The sequence below is a fragment of the Solidesulfovibrio fructosivorans JJ] genome, from assembly GCF_000179555.1.
GTDB classification, from domain to species: domain Bacteria; phylum Desulfobacterota; class Desulfovibrionia; order Desulfovibrionales; family Desulfovibrionaceae; genus Solidesulfovibrio; species Solidesulfovibrio fructosivorans.
On sequence record NZ_AECZ01000005.1, the window covers coordinates 60,297 to 78,964 of the forward strand.

Here is an 18,668-nt window from a genome sequence, read left to right on the forward strand (position 1 = left end):
CTATATTGACATGTCGAATAGGGAGAAGCTGTTCAAACAAGTTGAACAAATAAAACTGAAATATATAGCTGATATAGTTTCCTACGAGATGGGGACGCTTTTCAAGGATTTTTATGAGCTGATGCATAGGAGGACGGTTGTCCATTTCTTGGAGAAACCTGATGTTGAAACGCTCAATGAAGTCAAAGCGTCTTATCTGCTTTTTGCCAAGGACAATCCGCAATACGATCAATTGCGTCTGCTCACCAAGGAAGGTCAGGAGATACTGCGCATCAACAACAAGGATGGACAACCGTGGATCGTTCCTGGCAACGAACTTCAAATAAAATCCGACCGGTTCTATTTCAAGAATTCCGTCGATCTCTCCCTAGGCAAGATCTATACGTCTCCCCTCGATCTGAATATGGAATTCGGAAAACTGGAGTTGCCGTACAAGCCCATGTTGCGGCTCGCCGCGCCGCTTCGCAATGCCAAAGGCGAAGTGGATGCTGTGTTGGTTCTCAATTACCTGGGCGACGTGCTGCTCAAAAAACTGCACAACCGACTGGAATTCGCCGGGCAGACCGTGATGCTGCTCAACCAGGACGGTTACTGGCTGCACGGCGGCGGGGAAAACGACTGGGCCTTCATGTTTCCGGAACGCGTCGCCCACACCTTCGAGGCCAGCCACCCCGAACTGTGGCGCGTCATCAATGCCACGCCCTCGGGCCAGGTATTGGGACCGGACGGCCTTTACACCTTCGCCACCATCGTGCTCACGCCGGACAGGCTGCCGGGTTCCGATGTCCATCGTGGCGAGGTGCCCGAGCAATACCGGCAGACCTGGAAAGTGGTGTCCCTGACGCCGAACGCCGTTCTGGCCCAGGTCCGCTGGAGGCAGTGGCCCCTGTACGCCAGCGCCTCGGCGCTGGTGCTGCTTTTGGCCGTCATCGGGGCCTATCTGCACGCCAGCCGCATGCTGGAGCGGCAGGACGCCGCGCAGGCCCTCGCCGTCAGCGAGGCGCGTTTTCGCGGCCTGGTCGAAACTTCGCCCGATCTGATCTGGGAAACGGATATGGACGGCGTGGTCACCTACGCCAGTCCGCGCGCGGCCGAACTTTTCGGCGAGCCCCCGAATGCGCTCGTGGGCAAGAAAATGGCGCAGTTCATTCCTCCCGCCGGCGACGCCCCGGAGGACACGCCCGAGACCTGGGAGGCGACGCTTCCCGGTGCGGGGGAGGGCGGCGGGAAGGCGCTCGAGGTCAGCTGCGTGCCCAGACGCACGCCCGAGGGCGAGGCGCTCGGCCGCAGGGGCGTGGCCCGGGACATCACCGAACGCAAAAACGCCCAGTGCCTCCTCGATGCGGCCCGGCAGGAGGCGGTGCGGGCCAACCAGGCCAAAAGCGAATTCCTGGCCCGCATGAGCCACGAAATCCGCACGCCGCTCAACGCCGTCATCGGCATGAGCCACTTGGCGCTCAAAACCGAGCTGACGCCCAGGCAGGAGGACTACCTGACCAAAATCCGCTCCTCCGCCGACACCCTGCTCGCCGTCATCAACGACATCCTGGATTATTCCAAGATCGAGGCCGGGCGGTTCGTCATCGAGCGCATCCCCTTCGACCTCGACGCCGTGCTCGGCAACGTCGTCGACATCATGGGCCCGGGGGCCGCCGAAAAGCAGCTCGAATTCCTGCTGTCCGTGGGCGACGACGTGCCGTCCTGGCTGGTCGGCGACCCGTTGCGCCTGGGCCAGGTGCTGCTCAACCTCGTCGGCAACGCCGTCAAGTTCACCGACTCCGGCGAAGTCCTCGTGGAGGTGCGCCTGGAGAAGGCGGTGGCCGATGCGGCGCGCTTGCGTTTTGCCGTGCGCGACACGGGCATCGGCATGACGCCGGAGCAGAAACATAACCTGTTTCGCCCGTTTGCCCAGGCGGACGGTTCGATTTCGCGCCGGTACGGCGGCACGGGGCTGGGACTCAGCATCTGCCACCGGCTGGTCGAACTCATGGGCGGCAACCTGGCCGTGGAGAGCGTTTCCGGCCAGGGCAGCGAGTTTTATTTCAGCCTCACCTTGCCGGTGTCCCAGGAAGGAAAAACGGGGTGCACGGACAACGACGAGGCCCTGGCCGGAATGCACGTGCTCGTTGTGGACGACAACGCCAGTTCGCGCCAGATCTTCAGCGATATCCTGCTTTCGCTGCGTTTCAGCGTGACCACGGCGGGAAGCGGCGAGGAAGCGTTGCGCGCGCTTGCGCGCGAAGACCAGAACATCCGGGTGGTCCTGCTCGACTGGAAGATGCCTGGCATGGACGGCACCGCCTGCGCCAGGCACATCCGGGCCATGTCGCTGCCGCGCCGGCCGGCCATCGTCATGGTGACAGCCTTCGGGCGCGAGGAGGTGCGGCGCGAGGCCGAGAACGTCGGCGTCGACGCCTTTTTGCTCAAGCCCGTGGGCCGTTCCGTGCTGTTCAACACCCTGGCCGCCGTGGTCGGGGTCGCCGCCCGTGACGGCCCCTGTCGCGTACGGCCGTTCGACGCCTCGGCGGACGGGGCCGAACGGCTGGCGGCCGCGCGTGGGGCGCGGATTCTTTTGGTGGAGGACAACGAGATCAACCAGCAGGTGGCGCGGGAGCTGCTCGAAGGGGGCGGCCTGGAGGTCGCGGTGGCCGAGGACGGGGAGCGGGCCGTGGCCATGGTGGAGGCCGGCGCTTACGCGGCCGTGCTCATGGACGTGCAGATGCCGGTGATGGACGGGTTGGAAGCCACCCGCCGTATCCGCGCCAACCCCGCCCATGCGACCCTGCCGATCATCGCCATGACCGCCCACGCCATGGACCAGGATCGCCGCAAGACCCTGGACGCGGGCATGAACGACCATATCGGCAAGCCCATCGATCCGGCGGAACTCTATGCCACCCTGGCCCGCTGGCTGCTCCCGGCGGGCGATGCCGCCGGGGCGGAGCCGGCGCGGCCGGCTCCGGAAGCGCCGTTGCCGGCGAACGCGGACGAACGGCCCCGCCTCGACGCGCGCCTGGGGCTTTCGCGCGTGCGGTCCAACGAACGCCTGTACCGCAAGCTCCTTGGGGAATTTCCGGAGAAATGCAGCGGCATCGCCGCCGCGATCAGCGAGCGCCTGCAGGCGGGGGATACGGCCGTGGCGCGCCGGGAGGCCCATACCCTCAAGGGCGTTGCCGGCAATATCGGGGCCATGGCGCTTTATGCCGTCGCCGCGGACGTCGAGGCCTGCGTGCGGGACAGGCCCGAGCAATGCGCCGACCTGATCGAGGGGCTCGACAGGGAACTCGCCGCGACGGTGGGAGAAATCGCCGAGTACCTCGACACGAAGCCGCCGCAGGACGTTTTGGAGGCGAACGACGAACCGTTGTCCCGGGACGCCTTGCGTGATCTGGTCGGGGAGTTGCGCGACGCCCTGGCCCATAGCGACACCAAGGCCCTGGATGTGTTTGCCGCCTTGGCGCCCGAAGCCCGCCGCATCGACCCCGACACGGCCGCCGCCTTGTCCGAGGATTTGCGCAAGCTCGATTTCAAGGCCGCCCGGACCGACGCCGACAGGCTGCGGGACCGGCTGGAGGCAAAGGAACGGGGCGACGCGTCCTAGCGTTGCGCAATTCGAAAACCGGTGTATGGTTGTGAGCAAAAAAATGAAGCATAGTATCTGTTGGTCGTAGCCCGTCGGCGCGGGTGCGTCGTGGATATCCCGTGGCCCGTATCGGGGCGGAGGCGGGACGCGCGCCGTCGCGAGGACTTCCGGGAGGGGCCATGCCCGCCATTACAGAAGACAAGCTCCACCGCATCAAATGGATTTACGCCCTGGCCCTGGGATTTGTCGCCCTGACCCTCATCGCTTCCTCTTTGCTGTTGCAGCATGCCATCAGCCTGGAGCAAAGCGATTCCCGGATCATCAACCTGTCCGGGCGGCAGCGCATGCTGAGCCAGCGCATCACGAAATGCGTCCTGGCCATGGGCCTGCCCGATGGGGACGGGACTAACGACCAGTACGTCGCCCAGTTGCGCCAAGCCGTGGAGGAATGGACGACGGCCCAGGCGGGCCTGCAGTACGGCGATGCGCGGCTGGGGCTTCCGGCCAGGGAGAATTCCGCCGTCATCCAAGCCTTGTTTCGGCAGATCACCCCGTACCACGAGCGCATGGTGGCCGCCGCCGAAGGGTTGCTGCGGGCCGCCGAGGCTCATGGGCTCACGCCGCAACGCGCGCGGGAGACGGCCGCCTCCATGTTGGCCGACGAGCCGTATTTCCTCTCGCTCATGGACACCATCACCTTCCGCTTCGACGCGGAAGCCTCCCAGCGCATCCGGTTCCTGCAACGCCTGGAGCTGGTGGTTCTGGGCTGCGGCCTGCTCGTGCTTTTTCTGGAATACCTGCTCGTTTTCCGTCCGACGGTCGGGCGCATGACAGGCATGCTGACCGCCCTGCGACGCCAGGGCGAGCAGTTGCGGGAGGCCAACGCCAAGCTGCGCGACTCCCTTGACGAGTCGATCCGCCTCGCCGAACTGGCCAAGGCCGCCGACAAGGCCAAAAGCGAGTTTCTGGCCCGCATGAGCCACGAGATACGCACGCCGCTCAATGCCGTCATCGGCATGAGCCATTTGCTGCTCAAAACCAGGCTTACGCCCAAGCAGGAGGATTATCTCGCCAAGATCCGTTCCTCCGCCGACACCTTGTTGCGGGTCATCAACGACATCCTGGATTTTTCCAAGATCGAGGCCGGCGGCCTGACCATAGAACGCATTCCCTTTGACCTCGAAACCGTGCTCGGCGACGTGGTCAACATCATGAGCCTCGGGGCGGCGGAAAAGCAGCTCGAATTCCTGCTGTCCGTGGAGGACGACGTCCCCTTCGGTCTGGTGGGCGATCCGTTGCGCCTGGGACAGGTGTTGCTCAACCTCGTCGGCAACGCCGTCAAGTTCACCGAATCCGGGGAGGTGCTTCTGGAGGTGCGGCGGCAGCCCTCCACCTCCCAAAACGCGCGGCTGCGCTTTGCCGTGCGCGACACGGGGGTAGGGCTTACGGCGGAACAGCAGGAAGGCCTGTTCCGTCCGTTTTCCCAGGCCGACGAATCGATTTCGCGCCGCTACGGCGGCACGGGCCTGGGGCTCAGCATCAGCCAGCGGCTGGTGGCGCTCATGGGCGGCGACCTCGAGGTGCGAAGCGTGCCCGGGGAGGGTAGCGAATTTTTCTTCAGCCTCGACCTGCCGCTCTCCGAGGTCCGGGCCAAACCGTTCCAGTCCGACGCCGCCGCCCTGGCCGGCATGGGGATCATGGTGGTGGACGACAACCCCACTTCGCTCCGCATTCTCGCCGACATGCTGCGGTCCATGCGTTTTTCCGTGACCACGGCGACGGGCGGCGAGGAAGCCCTGCGCCTGCTCGAGGGGGCGGAATCGGATGTCCGCATCGTGCTGCTCGACTGGAAGATGCCCGGCATGGACGGCATGGAGTGCGCCCGGCGCATCCGGGCCCTGGCGCTGCCCAGGCCGCCGGCGGTCATTATCGTGACGGCCTACGGGCGGGAGGAGATCCGGCACAACGCGGAAAACGCCGGCGTGGACGGTTTTCTGCTCAAGCCCGTGGGGCGTTCCGTGCTTTTCGACACCATCGCCATGACCGTCGGCCCGGCGGATATGCTCAAGACCGGAGGGGCGGCGGGGGAGCGGGAGCCGCTACCCGAGGTCCTGCGCGGCCGGCGGGTGCTCGTGGTGGAGGACAATGCCATCAACCAGCAGGTGGCGCGCGAACTGCTCGAACAGGCCGGGCTCTCCGTCGACGTGGCCGGCGACGGGGAACATGCCCTGCGTCTGCTTGCCCGCGAACGCTATGCGGCGGTGCTCATGGACGTGCAGATGCCGGTGATGGACGGTCTGGAAACCGCCCGCCGCATCCGGTCCGACCCGGCCTTCGCCGACCTGCCGGTCATCGCCATGACCGCCCACGCCCTGGCGCGGGATCGTGAGGCCTCCCTGGCGGCGGGCATGAACGACCATATCGGCAAGCCGGTCGATCCCCGGGAGCTGTACGCAGTCCTGGCCCGCTGGATGGCCCCGGGCGGAGACACGGCCGGGAGCGGTCCGTCGTCCGCCGTGGCCGCGCCCCCGCCGGACGGGCCGGAGGATGCGGCTGTTCTGCTCGATACGCGTCTGGGCTTGTCGCGGGTGCGCGGCAACGAAGCGCTCTATCGCCGGCTGCTGCGGCAATTTACGAAGAAATTCAGCGAAATCTCGGGAGCTGTGCAAAAAGGGCCGGTCGACGGGCAACTCTCGGAAGCGCGCCGGGAGGCCCATAGCCTCAAAGGCGTGGCCGGCAACATCGGGGCCAAGGCCCTCTATGCCGCCGCCCAGGAGCTGGAGGACTGCCTGCGCAGCCCTCTGGCGGATTGCCGGGACGCCGGCGAGCGGTGCCAGCGCGCCTTGACGGCGGTCAACGCGCGCATCGAGCAAATACTGGCCGCCCCGGTCGGCGCGGAGCGCCCGACAGGGGAGGGGCCGGACCCGCGCCCCACGGATGTCGCGTCGGGACTGGACGCGCTTCTGGGGCTTCTGGCCCGCAACGACACCCAGGCCCTGGCCACCTACGAACGCTTGGCCGGCGTCCTGGGCGGGCTTGCCCCGGACGAGGCCGCCGCCTTGGGCGTGGCCCTGCGCCAGTTCGATTTCCGCGAAGCCAGACGCCTGGGCGAGGAATTGCGCGTGTCGCTGCGCGCTCCGGGTGTATCGCATGAGTGAGAAAAAAAGTGTTCTCGTGGTCGACGACACCCCGGACAACATCTTCATCCTGCGGGAGATCCTCGCGCCGGAATTCACCGTGCTGGCGGCGCGGAACGGTCCCGAGGCCCTGGAGGTCGCCACGAACGTGCCTCGGCCGGACTGCATCCTGCTCGACGTCCTCATGCCGGGCATGGACGGGTACGAGGTCTGCCGCCGGCTCAAGGCCATGGACATCACGCGGCGTATCCCTGTGCTGTTCGTGACCACCCTCGACGACGTCCGCGACGAGACCCGGGGCCTGGAACTCGGGGCCGTGGACTTCATCACCAAGCCGGTGCGCCCCCCCGTGGTGCTGGCCCGGGTGCGCACCCACCTGCGCCTCAAAGCGTATCAGGACGGCCTGGAGCGGGAAGTGCGGCGGCGGACCAGGGAGGTGGTGCGCACCCAGGACGTGGCCATCCTGAGTCTGGCCGCCCTGGCCGAATCGCGGGACAACGAACTGGCCGGCCACTTTCAGCGCACCCAGCGCGTGGCCCGGCTTTTGGCCAGGAAGATGGAACTGTTGCCCGCCTATGCCGATTTCTTCCGCGCCACGTCCATCGACGTCCTCTACAAGTCCATTCCGCTGCACGACGTGGGCAAGGTGGCCACTCCCGACAACATCCTGCTCAAGCCCGGCAAGCTCACGCCCGAGGAATTCGAAATTATGAAGCTGCATACGGTGCACGGCCGCGATATCCTGGCCCGGGCCGAAAAATTTCTGGGTCACGATTCGTTTCTGCGCCAGGCCCGCGACATCGCCTACACCCACCACGAACACTGGGACGGGACCGGTTATCCCGAGGGGCTGGCCGCCGAGGCCATCCCCATCCCCGGGCGCGTCATGGCTGTGGTGGACGTCTATGACGCGCTTATCAGCAAGCGTGTTTACAAGGACCCGATACCCCATGCGAAGGCGCTGGAAATCATCGCGGGGGGCGGGGGAACCCATTTCGACCCGGCCATTGTCGCTATTTTCCTCGACCAGGAAGATCGGATTCGTGAAATCGCCCGCGCCCATGCCGACTGCGACGCGGAACGCCAGGCCCTGGCCCCGGATGTTCCCCTGTAAGGAGTTGTTTCATGTCAGAGTCGCGTTTTCGGATTTTGGTGGTGGATGACGAGGAATACAACCTCATGATGTTAAACGAGATCCTGCGCGAAGAATACGATGTGAGCATCTCGCTTGGCGGGCTCGACGCCTTGGAGCTGCTCGCCTCTTCCCTGGTCGTGGATCTCATCCTGCTCGATGTCATGATGCCCGACCTCGACGGCTACGAGGTCTGCCGACGCCTCAAGGAGGATACCCGGCGCGGGGATACGCCCGTGATCTTCGTGACGGCCTTGAGCGCCGGCGAGGACGAGGAGCGGGGGTTGCGCCTGGGGGCCGTGGACTACATCACCAAGCCGTTCAAGCCCTCGGTGGTCGCGGCCCGGGTCAGGACCCACCTGCGACTCCACCGACAGCAGCGGGTGCTCGAGGGCATGGTCGCGGCGCGCACGGCCGAATTGTTGCGGGCCAAGGAGGAGGCGGAAGCGGCCAACCGTGCCAAGACCGCGTTTTTGGCCAACATGAGCCATGAACTGCGCACGCCGCTTAACGGCATCCACGGCATGATCGAACTCCTGGCCGAAAGCGGGCTCGACGCCCAGCAGCGGGAATTCGCCGACTATCTCAGAGGGTCCGCCAACCGCCTTTTGGCGCTTCTGACCTCCCTTATGGAACTCTCCCGCCTGGATGCCGGCGGCATGGTCCTCGCGCCGGCGCCCTACGACCTGTCCGAAACCCTGGAGGCGCTGACGGCGGCGTTCTCCCGCAAGGCCGCGGCCAAGGGGCTTTCGTTCCGGGCGGACATGGCCACGGACATGCCCCGGCTCGTGGTCGGCGACCGGGCCGCGCTGGTCCAGGCGTTGGTCAATCTCTTGGAAAACGCGGTCAAATTCACCCCCCGGGGCGGGGTGGTCCTGGCCGCGGGCCCCATGGACCCGCCGGCGGACGTCCGGGCATTCCCCGAGGAGCGCACGCCCTGGCGCAGATGGCTGCGTTTTTGCGTGCACGACACGGGGGTGGGGATCGCCCAGGACAAACTGGCCAATATTTTCCGCAGCTTCGTTATCGCCGAAGACTTTTTGAGCAAGGAGTTCGGCGGGGCCGGCCTGGGGTTGTGCATCGCAAAGGAACTTGCCGCGCTCCATGGCGGCCGCGTCACGGTGGAAAGCGCGCCCGGCGTCGGCAGCCGCTTTTGCCTGGAACTGCCTTTCGAGGCGAGTTGAGTTTTTCCGGCCGGATATTTCCGTAGCGACTCCCGGCCGCGAAATGACCGCCCTTTCAGGAGGCGTCGGCGACGGGATACTGGCCGCGATCCGGTCGTGACGCGTTTCCTTCCCTTTCCTTTCATTTTTTCTGCCGCCGCCCACGGCGAACCTTACCAATCGGCAATTTTTGCAGCCCGACCGTTTTGCTGTAGTTACAACTATATAATTTTATTTAACAATATATGGATTGATGTTTGCATTGTAACCTTCGAAGGGAAGAATTTTCCTGCGTGTCGGCTTTGGGCATCCAAGGCCATGGCGGCAACAAGGCAAGTCGGGCGGCGCATCGCCGTCGGGAAATACGAAAGGCAAGGAGAAATCCAACGTGACTGTATCACTGATCTCTTCGTACAGCGCAGAGGAAATCTCGCATCTGTCCAGGACCGCGCTTCGCAGCCTGTCCGCCACCGGTTTTTCCTCGCTGCTGGCGACCCAGGTCGCGGCCCTGACCACGACGGAAATGTCCTGGCTGACAGCGGCCCAGGCCGCCGCCTTGACCGTGGACCAGATCATGTTCATGAGCGCCGAGCAGTTTTCCGGCCTGGGCCGGGCCCAGGTGTCGACCTTCACCACCACGGAAATCGCCTCCCTGACCTCCACGCAGCTTGCCGGGCTGACCGAAACCGACATCACCGAACTGACGCGGGCCCAGGTCGCGGCGTTCACGCCCACGCAGATCGCCTCCTTGAGCTCCACGCAGCTTTCCGCCCTGCGCGCGACCCAGATCGCCTCCCTCGCCACGACGCAGGTCGCCGCCCTGGATGCGACGCAGCTTGGCGCGCTGACCCCGAAGCAGATCGCCTACCTTTCCACCACGTGCGTCGCGTCGCTCTCCACCACCCAGGTCGCCGCGCTTTCCACGACGCAGATCGCCTCCCTGACCGGCTACCAGTTCAAGTGCCTCACCACCGAGCAGATCGCGAGTCTGTCCGTCAGCCAGGCGGCCGCCTTGACCATGACCGAGCTCGCCTCCCTGACGACGACCCAGCTGGCGTTTCTGTCGGCGGAAAATATCGCCGCCCTGGACCTTACGTCCCTGAAGTGGCTCACGCGGGAAATCGTCACCAGTCTGGCCGATACCCAGATCGCCGCCTTGTCCCAGGCCCAGATCGGGACGTTGACCAACGCGCAGATCAAGTATCTGACCACGGAACAGGTGGCGTCCCTGACCACGACCCAGCTGGCCGGCCTCTCCGCGACCCAGCTGGCATACCTGCAAACGACCCAGGCCGCCGTCTTGACGGAAACCCAGTTGGCGTCGCTGACTGAGACCCAGATCCAGGGCCTCAACAGCAAGTGCGTCAGCGTGCTGACCATGACGCAGTTCGAGGCCTTGAGCGAAACCCAGCTCGCGGCGCTGACGCAAAAGCAGATCAGCGGGTTGACGAGAACCGATATCGCCGAGTTGTCCCCGGAGGACCTGGCCGTGTTATCGTCGACGCAGCTCGCGTCCCTGAACGCGGAGGCCATCAAGGGCTTGAGCGAGGAGCAGATCGCGTCGTTGACCGAAACCCAGATCGCCGGGTTGACGAAGGCGGAACTTGCCTCCCTCGCCGAAACGCAGATCGCGGCCCTGTCCACCACCCAGATCGCCGCCATCAGCCCCACGGCCTTCGTCGGGCTGACGGCCACGGGTATTTCGTATCTGTCCACGGCCCAGATACAGGCCCTGACCACCGGGCAGCTGTCGGTTATCCAAGGCGCGCAGTTGCGCGGCCTGACCGAGGATCAGATCCGGTATCTGTCCACGACCCAGACCGGCGTGCTGACCCCGACCCAGCTGGCTTCCCTGACGACCACGGCCGCCACGGCCCTGACCGAAACCCAACTCGCCTCGCTCACCACCACCCAGCTGCGGGGGCTCACCGGCGCATCCATCAGCAGCCTGAGCGGCGAGCAGTTCACGGTCCTGTCCATCGCCCAGGTGGCCGCCCTGACCACCCTCCAGATCAGGGCGCTGACCAGCACCGACATCAGCGAACTGAGTCTGGCCCAGCTGGCGGCGCTGACCGCGACCCAGATCAAGTACATCACCGCCGCCGCCCTGGCCGGGCTGAGCGAAGAGCAGGTGGCCCTGCTTTCGGCCACCCAGATGGCCGGGCTTACCAGCGCACAGATCGGGGCGCTGGCCGACACGCAGCTCGCCGCCCTGACCACCACCCAGATCGCCGGGCTGACCACGACCCAGATTCGGGGCCTCAGCAGCACGGACATCGGCAATCTGTCCACCGAGCAATTCGCCGCCCTGAGCTCCACCCAGCTCGGCGCCATGAGCACGGTCCAACTGAAGGGCCTGACCGCCGCCGAAATCGAGGTCATGAGCACCACCCAGATCGACGGCCTGAGCACGGTGCAGATCGCGTCGCTTTCGCGGACCGTCATCGAATCCCTGGACGAAACCCAACTGGCGTCGCTGAGCCTCAACCAGCTCAAGGCACTGACCGGCGCGGCCATAAGCCAGCTCGATACGACGCAGCTCGAGGCGCTGACCGCAACCCAGCTGGCCAGCCTGACCACCACCCAGCTGCGAGCCCTCACCAGCACCGACATCAGTGAATTGAGCCTGACCGTGCTGGCCGCGCTCTCGGCGACGCAGCTTTCCGCCCTGACCGCCTCGGCCGTGTCCGGGTTCACGGACGAGCAGCTCGCGGCCCTGACCACCACCCAGCTCGCGGGGCTTTCCGCCGCCGGCATCAAGGGGCTTGGCGAGGACCAGATCGCGCAGTTGACGACCACGCAGATCGCGGCGCTGTCCACCACGGAGATCGAGGCCCTGACGGCCACGCAGGCGGCCGCCCTGACCGACGCCCAGTTGGCGGCGATGAGCTCCACCCAGCTGCGAAGCCTTACCACAACGGCCATCCGGGCCCTTGGCGAGGATCAGCTCGAGGCGCTTTCCGCCGAGCAGATGGGATCGCTTCGCACGACCCAGATCGCGGCCCTGACCGCCGACCAGATCCATTCGCTCTCTGAATCGCAACTGGCCATGCTGGCCACCACGCAGATTTCGGCCCTCAAGACCACGCAAATCGCGGCCCTGGACGGCACCCAGCTTTCGAGCCTTTCCGTGACCCAGTTTTCCCGGTTGACCGCCACCCAGCTCGCGGCGATCAGCTCCACGGCGGTGGGCGACCTGACCGCCGAACAGCTTGCCTCCCTGACCGTGACGCAGATCAGGGGACTGAGCAGCACGGGCGTAAGCGAACTGACCGCCACCCAGCTCGCCACCCTGACGTCCACCCAGATCGCGGCCCTTTCCGCCACCCAGATAAGCGGACTTTCGGCCACGGACATGAAGGAACTGACCCTCACGGTGCTTTCCGCCCTCACGTCCACCCAGATCGGCGCCCTGAGCGCGGAGGCCATTGAGGCGCTTTCGAGCGAGCAGCTGGCCGCGCTGACCACGACCCAGCTGCGGGGCCTGGGCAAGACCCAGAGCGAGGCGCTTTCCGCCACGCAGCTCGCCTCGCTCACCACCACTCAGCTCACGGCCCTTTCGACCACCGCCGCAAGCGGCCTGACCGCGACCCAGATGCGGGCGCTGGCCGACACCCAACTGGCGGCGTTGACCACGACCCAACTTGCCTCCCTGACCACCACGGCGCTTCACGGTCTGGCCTCGGAGCAGATCGCGGCTCTTTCCACGACCCAGCTGCGCGCCCTGACCACGACCCAGGTGGCCGGCCTTACGACCACGGTGGCCGCCGCGCTGTCCACGGAGCAGCTCGCGGCCCTGACCCTGGCCCAGACCAAGGCCTTAAGCGGCACGAATCTGAGCGTGTTGACGTCGACGCAGATGGCGGCCCTGTCCGAAACCCAGCTCTCGGCCCTGACCCCCACCCAGATCAGCGGGCTGACCAGCACGGACGTGGCCGAACTGACCCTGACCGAGCTTGCGTCGCTTTCCTCCACCCAGCTGTCCGCGCTTTCCACCGACGCCCTGCAGGGGCTGACCACGGAAGAGATCGCGGCGCTGACCGCCAGGCAGGCCAAGGGCCTGACCGCGACCCAGCTCAATTCCCTGGAGACGTCGCAACTGGCCGCGCTTTCCACCACCCAGGTGGCGTCGCTTGCGACCAGCGCGATAAGCGGGCTTAGCCGCGACGCGCTTGCCGCGCTGACCACGGAGCAGTTGGCCGGGTTGACGGCCGGGCAGATGTCCGCGCTTTCCACAACCGCCCTGGCCGGCCTTTCCGAGACCCAGATCGCCTCCCTCGCCACCACCCAGCTACACGGCCTGAGCCAGACCCAGATGGGCGCGCTGACCGAAACGGAAGTCCGGGCCCTGACTGGCGAGCAGCTTTCCGCCCTGACCAGCACCCAGCTGCGGGGACTGACCGCAACGGCGGTCAGCGCCCTGACGTCCACCCAGATCGCCTCCTTGAGCGAGCGGCAGTTGGCCGGGCTTTCCCTGGCCCAGGTAAACGGGCTCACCAGCACGGACGTGTCCGAGCTGAGCCTGACCGAACTGGCGGCCCTGACGTCCACCCAGCTCGCGGCCCTGTCCGAAGAGGCCGTGAAAGGGTTGACCGCGACCCAGCTTGCGGCCCTGACGTCCACCCAGCTTTCGGGGCTGACCGCCACGGAGATCGCGGCCCTTTCCACGACCCAGCTTTCGGCGCTTTCCTCCACCCAGCTTTCGGCGCTTTCCACCGAAGCCATCGGCGGCCTCAGCAAGACCGAGCTCGCCGCGCTGACCACGACCCAGCTTGACGGGCTTTCCTCCAGCCAGATCGCGGCCCTGACCACGAGCGCCCTGACCGGACTCGACGCGACCCAGATCGCCTCGCTTGAAACCTCCCAGCTTCGCGGGCTGGCCGCGACCCAGCTCAACGCGCTGACAACGACCACGCTTGCCTCGCTGACGGACACGCAGCTGGCCTCCCTGACCACCACCCAGATCGCGTCGCTTTCCAGCACCGGCGTCAGTTCCCTCACCCGGACCCAGGTCGCGGCCCTGACCTCATCCCAGTTGGCCGCGCTGACCGCCACCCAGATCGCCGGCTTCACCAGCACGGATGTATCCGAACTGACCCTGACCGAGCTTGCGGCCCTGACCCCGACCCAGTTCGCGGCGCTCTCCGAAACCGCTCTGGAAGGGCTGGCCGTCACGCAGATGGCCGCCCTGACCACCACCCAGCTCGGGGGGCTCACCGGCGAGGAAATCGCGGCCCTGGAAAGCACCCAGCTTGCGGCCCTTTCCTCCACCCAACTGGCCGCGCTTTCCGCCGACGCCGTAAGCGGCCTTGAAGCGACGGACATGGCCGCTTTTTCCGCCACCCAGCTTTCGGGGTTTTCCTCCACCCAGATCGGGGCGCTGACCACGAAGGCCTTTGCCGGCCTTTCCGAGACCCAGATCGCCTCGCTGGCGACCAGCCAGCTTCGGGGCCTGACCGCCACCCAGCTGGCAGCCTTCACCACCACCGAAGCGGCGGCCTTGACCACCACCCAGCTGGCTTCGCTTTCCACCACCCAGCTCGCGGCCTTGAGCGGCGACGGCGTCTCCGGCCTCGACGCGACCCAGATCGCCAGGCTGACCACGACCCAGATCGCCTCGCTTTCCACGACCCAGGTCGCCTCGCTTTCCAGCACCGATCTCGGCGAATTCACCACGAAGCAGATCGCGGCCCTGACCGAGGCGCAGATCAGCGCGTTTGTCGCCTCGGCGCTTACCGGCCTCGACGCGACGCAGCTTTCGGCCCTGACCAGGACCCAGTTGGCCTCTTTGTCCTCCACGCAGCTGGCCGCCCTGGGCACGGACCAGATCGCCTCGCTCGCCACAACGCAACTGGCCGCCCTGAGCGCGACCGCCATGGCCGGCCTGACGGCCGACGAATTCGCCGCCTTGTCCCCGCAGCAGCTGGCGGCGCTTTCCTCCACGCAGATCGCGGGATTGTCCACGACCACGCTGAGGGCCCTGTCCGCCACGCAGATGGCCTCCCTGTCCGGCACCCAGCTTTCCGCGCTGACGTCCACCCAGTTTTCGGCCCTGACCACCAGCCAGATCGCGTCCCTGACCACGACCGAGCTGGCCGCGCTTTCGACCACCACCCTGGCCGGCCTGGCCGCGACCCAGCTCGGGGCCATGACCGCCGACCAGCTGGCTTCGCTTTCCACCGAGCAGGTGGCGGCGCTTTCCGCCGCGGCCATACACGGCCTGACCACCACCCAGGTGGCCTCGCTTTCCACGGAACAGGTGGCGGCGCTTTCCTCCACCGAGATCGCGGCGTTAAGCGACAGCCAGATCGCCTCGCTGACGCAAACCCAGATCGAAGCCCTGACCACGAGCCAGATCCGGGCGCTTTCCATGACCCAGATCGGCGACCTGACCACCCGCCAGATCGCGGCCCTGACCACGACGCAGATCGACGCCTTCACCACGACCGCCATGGCCAGCCTCACCTCGAGCCAGGTGCGCGCGTTGCGGGAAACCCAGCTGGAACGGCTGACCGGCAGCCAGGTGGCGGCGCTTTCCACCACGGCCATAAGCGGCCTGACGGAAACGGAGATCGCGGCGCTTTCGCCCAGGCAGCTGGCGGCCTTGACTGCCGCGCAGCTGGCGGCGCTCTCCACCACGCAGCTTGATTCCCTGGCCGCGACCCAGTGGGGGAGCCTGACCGCCACGGCCATGGCCGGGTTGACGGCCTCCCAGGCGGCGTCCCTGACTTCGACCCAGTTGGCCGGGCTTTCCACGGAACAGGTGGCGGCCCTTTCCGAAACGGCCATCGGCGCCCTGACCACCACCGCCCTGGCCGGGCTTGCGGCGACCCAGATGGCCGCCCTGACCGGCACCGAGATTTCCGCCCTGACCGGAAGCCAGCTGGCTTCCCTGTCCACGACGCAGCTGGCCGCCCTGTCCGCCACGCAGATGGCGGCGCTCTCCGAGACGGCCATAAGCGGCCTGACGACGACCGAACTGGCGGCGTTGAGCCCGGAACAGCTTTCGGCCCTGACCTCGACCCAGATCGCGGGGCTCACCGAATCCCAGATGCAGGCGCTGTCCGCGACCCAGATCTCCCAGTTGAGCCTGACCCAGATCGGCGGCCTCTCCGCCACCCAGATCACGGCCCTGACCGCCGACCAGCTGGCCGCCCTGTCGGAAAGCCAGTTGACCGCGCTCTCCGTGGCCGCCGTGCGGGGGCTTTCGGCCGAGGACATCGCCTCGCTTTCCACCACGCTTCTGGCCTCGCTGACCGCGACCCAGATCGGCGGTCTGACCGCCACCCAGGCCGCGGCCCTGACCACGACCCAGCTGGACGTCCTGGACGTGGCGCAGCTGGCGGCGCTGACCACGACCGCCATCGCGGCCATGACCGCGACCCAGATCGCCTCGCTTTCCGCCACCCAGACGGCGGCCTTGACCACCACCCAGGTCGGGGCGCTGACCAGCGACGCGGTGCGGGCGCTCGGCGCCGAGCAGCTCGCCGCCCTGTCCACCAGGCAGGTGGCGGCGCTTTCCACCACGGCCGTGGCCGGGCTCACGCCGACCGAGCTGGACTCCCTGACCACCCGGCAGTTGGCGGCGCTGACCACGACCCAGATCGGCGCGTTGACCACGACCCAGCTTTCGTCCCTGACCACCACCCGGTTGGGACAGCTGACGGCCACCGAGATGGGCGGGCTCACCTCCACCCAGCTGGCCGCGCTGACCACGACCCAGCTTGCCGCGCTTTCCACCACCCAGGTGGCGTCCCTTGCCGCCTCGGCCATGGCCGGGCTGACCGCGACCCAGCTGGCCGGGTTGTCCGAAAGCCAGTTCGCGGCGCTCACCACGACCGAGCTGGCCGGGCTGACCACGACCCAGGTCGCGGCCCTTGGCGCCGCGCGGATAAGCGGGCTGACCGCGACCCAGCTGGCCGGGCTGACCACGACCCAGATCGGCGCGCTGACCGAAACCCAGTTGGCGGCGCTTTCGACCACGCAGACGGCGGCTCTGACCACCACCCAGGTTTCGGGCCTGACCGCGACCCAGCTGGCGACGATGACCGCGACGCAGCTTTCGGCGCTGACCACGACCCAGGTCGCGCACCTCTCCACCACGGCCGTTTCGGGCCTGACCGCGACCGAGCTTGAGGCGCTCGACTCCAAGCAGTTCGCGGCCCTGACCGCGGCCCAGATCGGCGCGCTGACCCCGACCCAGGTCGGCTCCCTGTCCGCGACCCGCCTGGCGGCGCTCTCCACGACCCAGGTCGCGAGCCTGACGTCCTCCGAGATCGCGGCCCTGTCCACGACCCAGCTTTCGGCGCTGACCCCGACCCAGATCGCGGACCTGTCGAGCACGGGCGTTTCCGGCCTGACCGCCGACCAGATCGCGTCCCTGTCCCCGCAGCAGCTGGCGGCGCTTTCGACCACGCAAATGGCGGCGCTTTCGACCACGGCGCTTTCGGGACTCACGGCCACGGGCATCGCGGCCCTGTCCACCACCCAGTTAAGCGGCCTTTCGGCCACCGGTATGGGGGCGCTGTCGACCACGGCCATCGCCAGCCTGACGGCCAAGCAGCTTGCGGTCCTGACCACCACGGAACTCTCGGGGCTCACGTCCTCGCAGGTCGCGGCTCTGTCCACGACCCAGATCGACGAACTGACCACCAGGCAGCTGGCGGCGCTTTCGACCACGGGCATCTCCGGCCTGACCGCGACCCAGCTGTCCAGCCTGTCCACCAGCCAGCTGGCGGCGCTCTCCACCGAGCAGATCGGGGCCATTGCCGCCACGGCCATCGCCGGCTTCAGCACGACGCAGCTGTCCAGCCTGACCGCGACCCAGTTCAAGAGCCTCTCCGAAACCGGCGTCTCCGGCCTCTCCGCCACCCAGCTGGCCAGCCTGACCACCGAGCAGGTGAAGATGCTGACCACGACCGAGATGGGCGGCCTGACCGCGACCCAGGTGGGGGCGCTGACCGATACCCAGTTCGCGGCCCTGTCCGTCAGCCAGATCGCGGCCCTGTCGATCTACGGCATCAAGGGACTGACCGAAACGCAGATCGCGGACATGTCCACCACCCAGTTCGCGGCGCTGACCTCCACCCAGATCGGGGCGCTGACCACCACCGAGATCGACAGTCTGTCGACCACGCGGATGGCGGCCCTGACCACGACCCAGATCGACGGCTTCAACCGCGTGCAGCTGCGGTCGCTGAGCACCGAGCAGTTGCAAGCGCTCAGCACGACCCAGGTCGCATCCATGGACGAAACCCAGATCTCCAGCCTGACCGCCACCGAAATGCGGAACCTCACGGCGGCCCAGCTGGCCATCCTCAGCTCCACCCAGATCGGGGCCATGGGCGCCGAACAGTTCGGTTCCCTGACCGCGACCCAGATCGGCTCCCTGTCCGGGGTGCAGCTCGGCGGCCTGACCACGACCACCATCTCCAGGCTCTCGACCACGACCATCGCGGCCCTGACCACGGAGGAGATCGACGCGCTCAACGCAACCCAGCTCAATGCCTTTACGACGACGCAATTGGCTTCTATGACGGAAGCACAGCTTGAAGCGGTGGAAAACGCCAAGGCTTAAACAACGGTCCCGGCATGACGCGACGCCGTTACTTCGGACGGCGTCGCCCGCATCGGGGCTGACGGCATCACCCTAC

General features: G+C 66.7%; 5 protein-coding genes. All 5 read left to right on the plus strand.

The features are described from left to right. Positions 1–121: 121 nt before the first annotated feature. The 5 genes from DESFRDRAFT_RS20640 to DESFRDRAFT_RS04910 all read left to right on the plus strand — a co-directional run bounded on the left by DESFRDRAFT_RS20640 (position 122) and on the right by DESFRDRAFT_RS04910 (position 18,592). Positions 122–3,601: a response regulator gene (locus tag DESFRDRAFT_RS20640; protein WP_456242865.1), complete on the plus strand. Its 3,480-nt coding sequence runs from the start codon at positions 122–124 to the stop codon at positions 3,599–3,601. Positions 3,602–3,762: 161 nt separating this feature from the next. Continuing rightward, entirely contained in the window at positions 3,763–6,741 is a 2,979-nt protein-coding gene (locus tag DESFRDRAFT_RS04895) for a response regulator (RefSeq protein WP_005991733.1), read from the plus strand. After that, positions 6,734–7,834 (plus strand): response regulator, encoded by a 1,101-nt coding sequence (locus DESFRDRAFT_RS04900; protein WP_005991735.1) that lies wholly within the window; start codon positions 6,734–6,736, stop codon positions 7,832–7,834. The genes DESFRDRAFT_RS04895 and DESFRDRAFT_RS04900 overlap by 8 nt, the downstream gene beginning before the upstream one ends. An 11-nt stretch (positions 7,835–7,845) precedes the next feature. After that, positions 7,846–9,036, plus strand: a complete 1,191-nt coding sequence (locus DESFRDRAFT_RS04905; RefSeq protein WP_005991737.1) for a hybrid sensor histidine kinase/response regulator — start codon at positions 7,846–7,848, stop codon at positions 9,034–9,036. Between the two features lie 367 nt (positions 9,037–9,403). Then, the gene (locus DESFRDRAFT_RS04910) at positions 9,404–18,592 is read left to right on the plus strand and encodes a beta strand repeat-containing protein (protein ID WP_005991740.1); all 9,189 of its coding nucleotides are present in this window, start codon (positions 9,404–9,406) and stop codon (positions 18,590–18,592) included. Positions 18,593–18,668 lie beyond the last annotated feature (76 nt).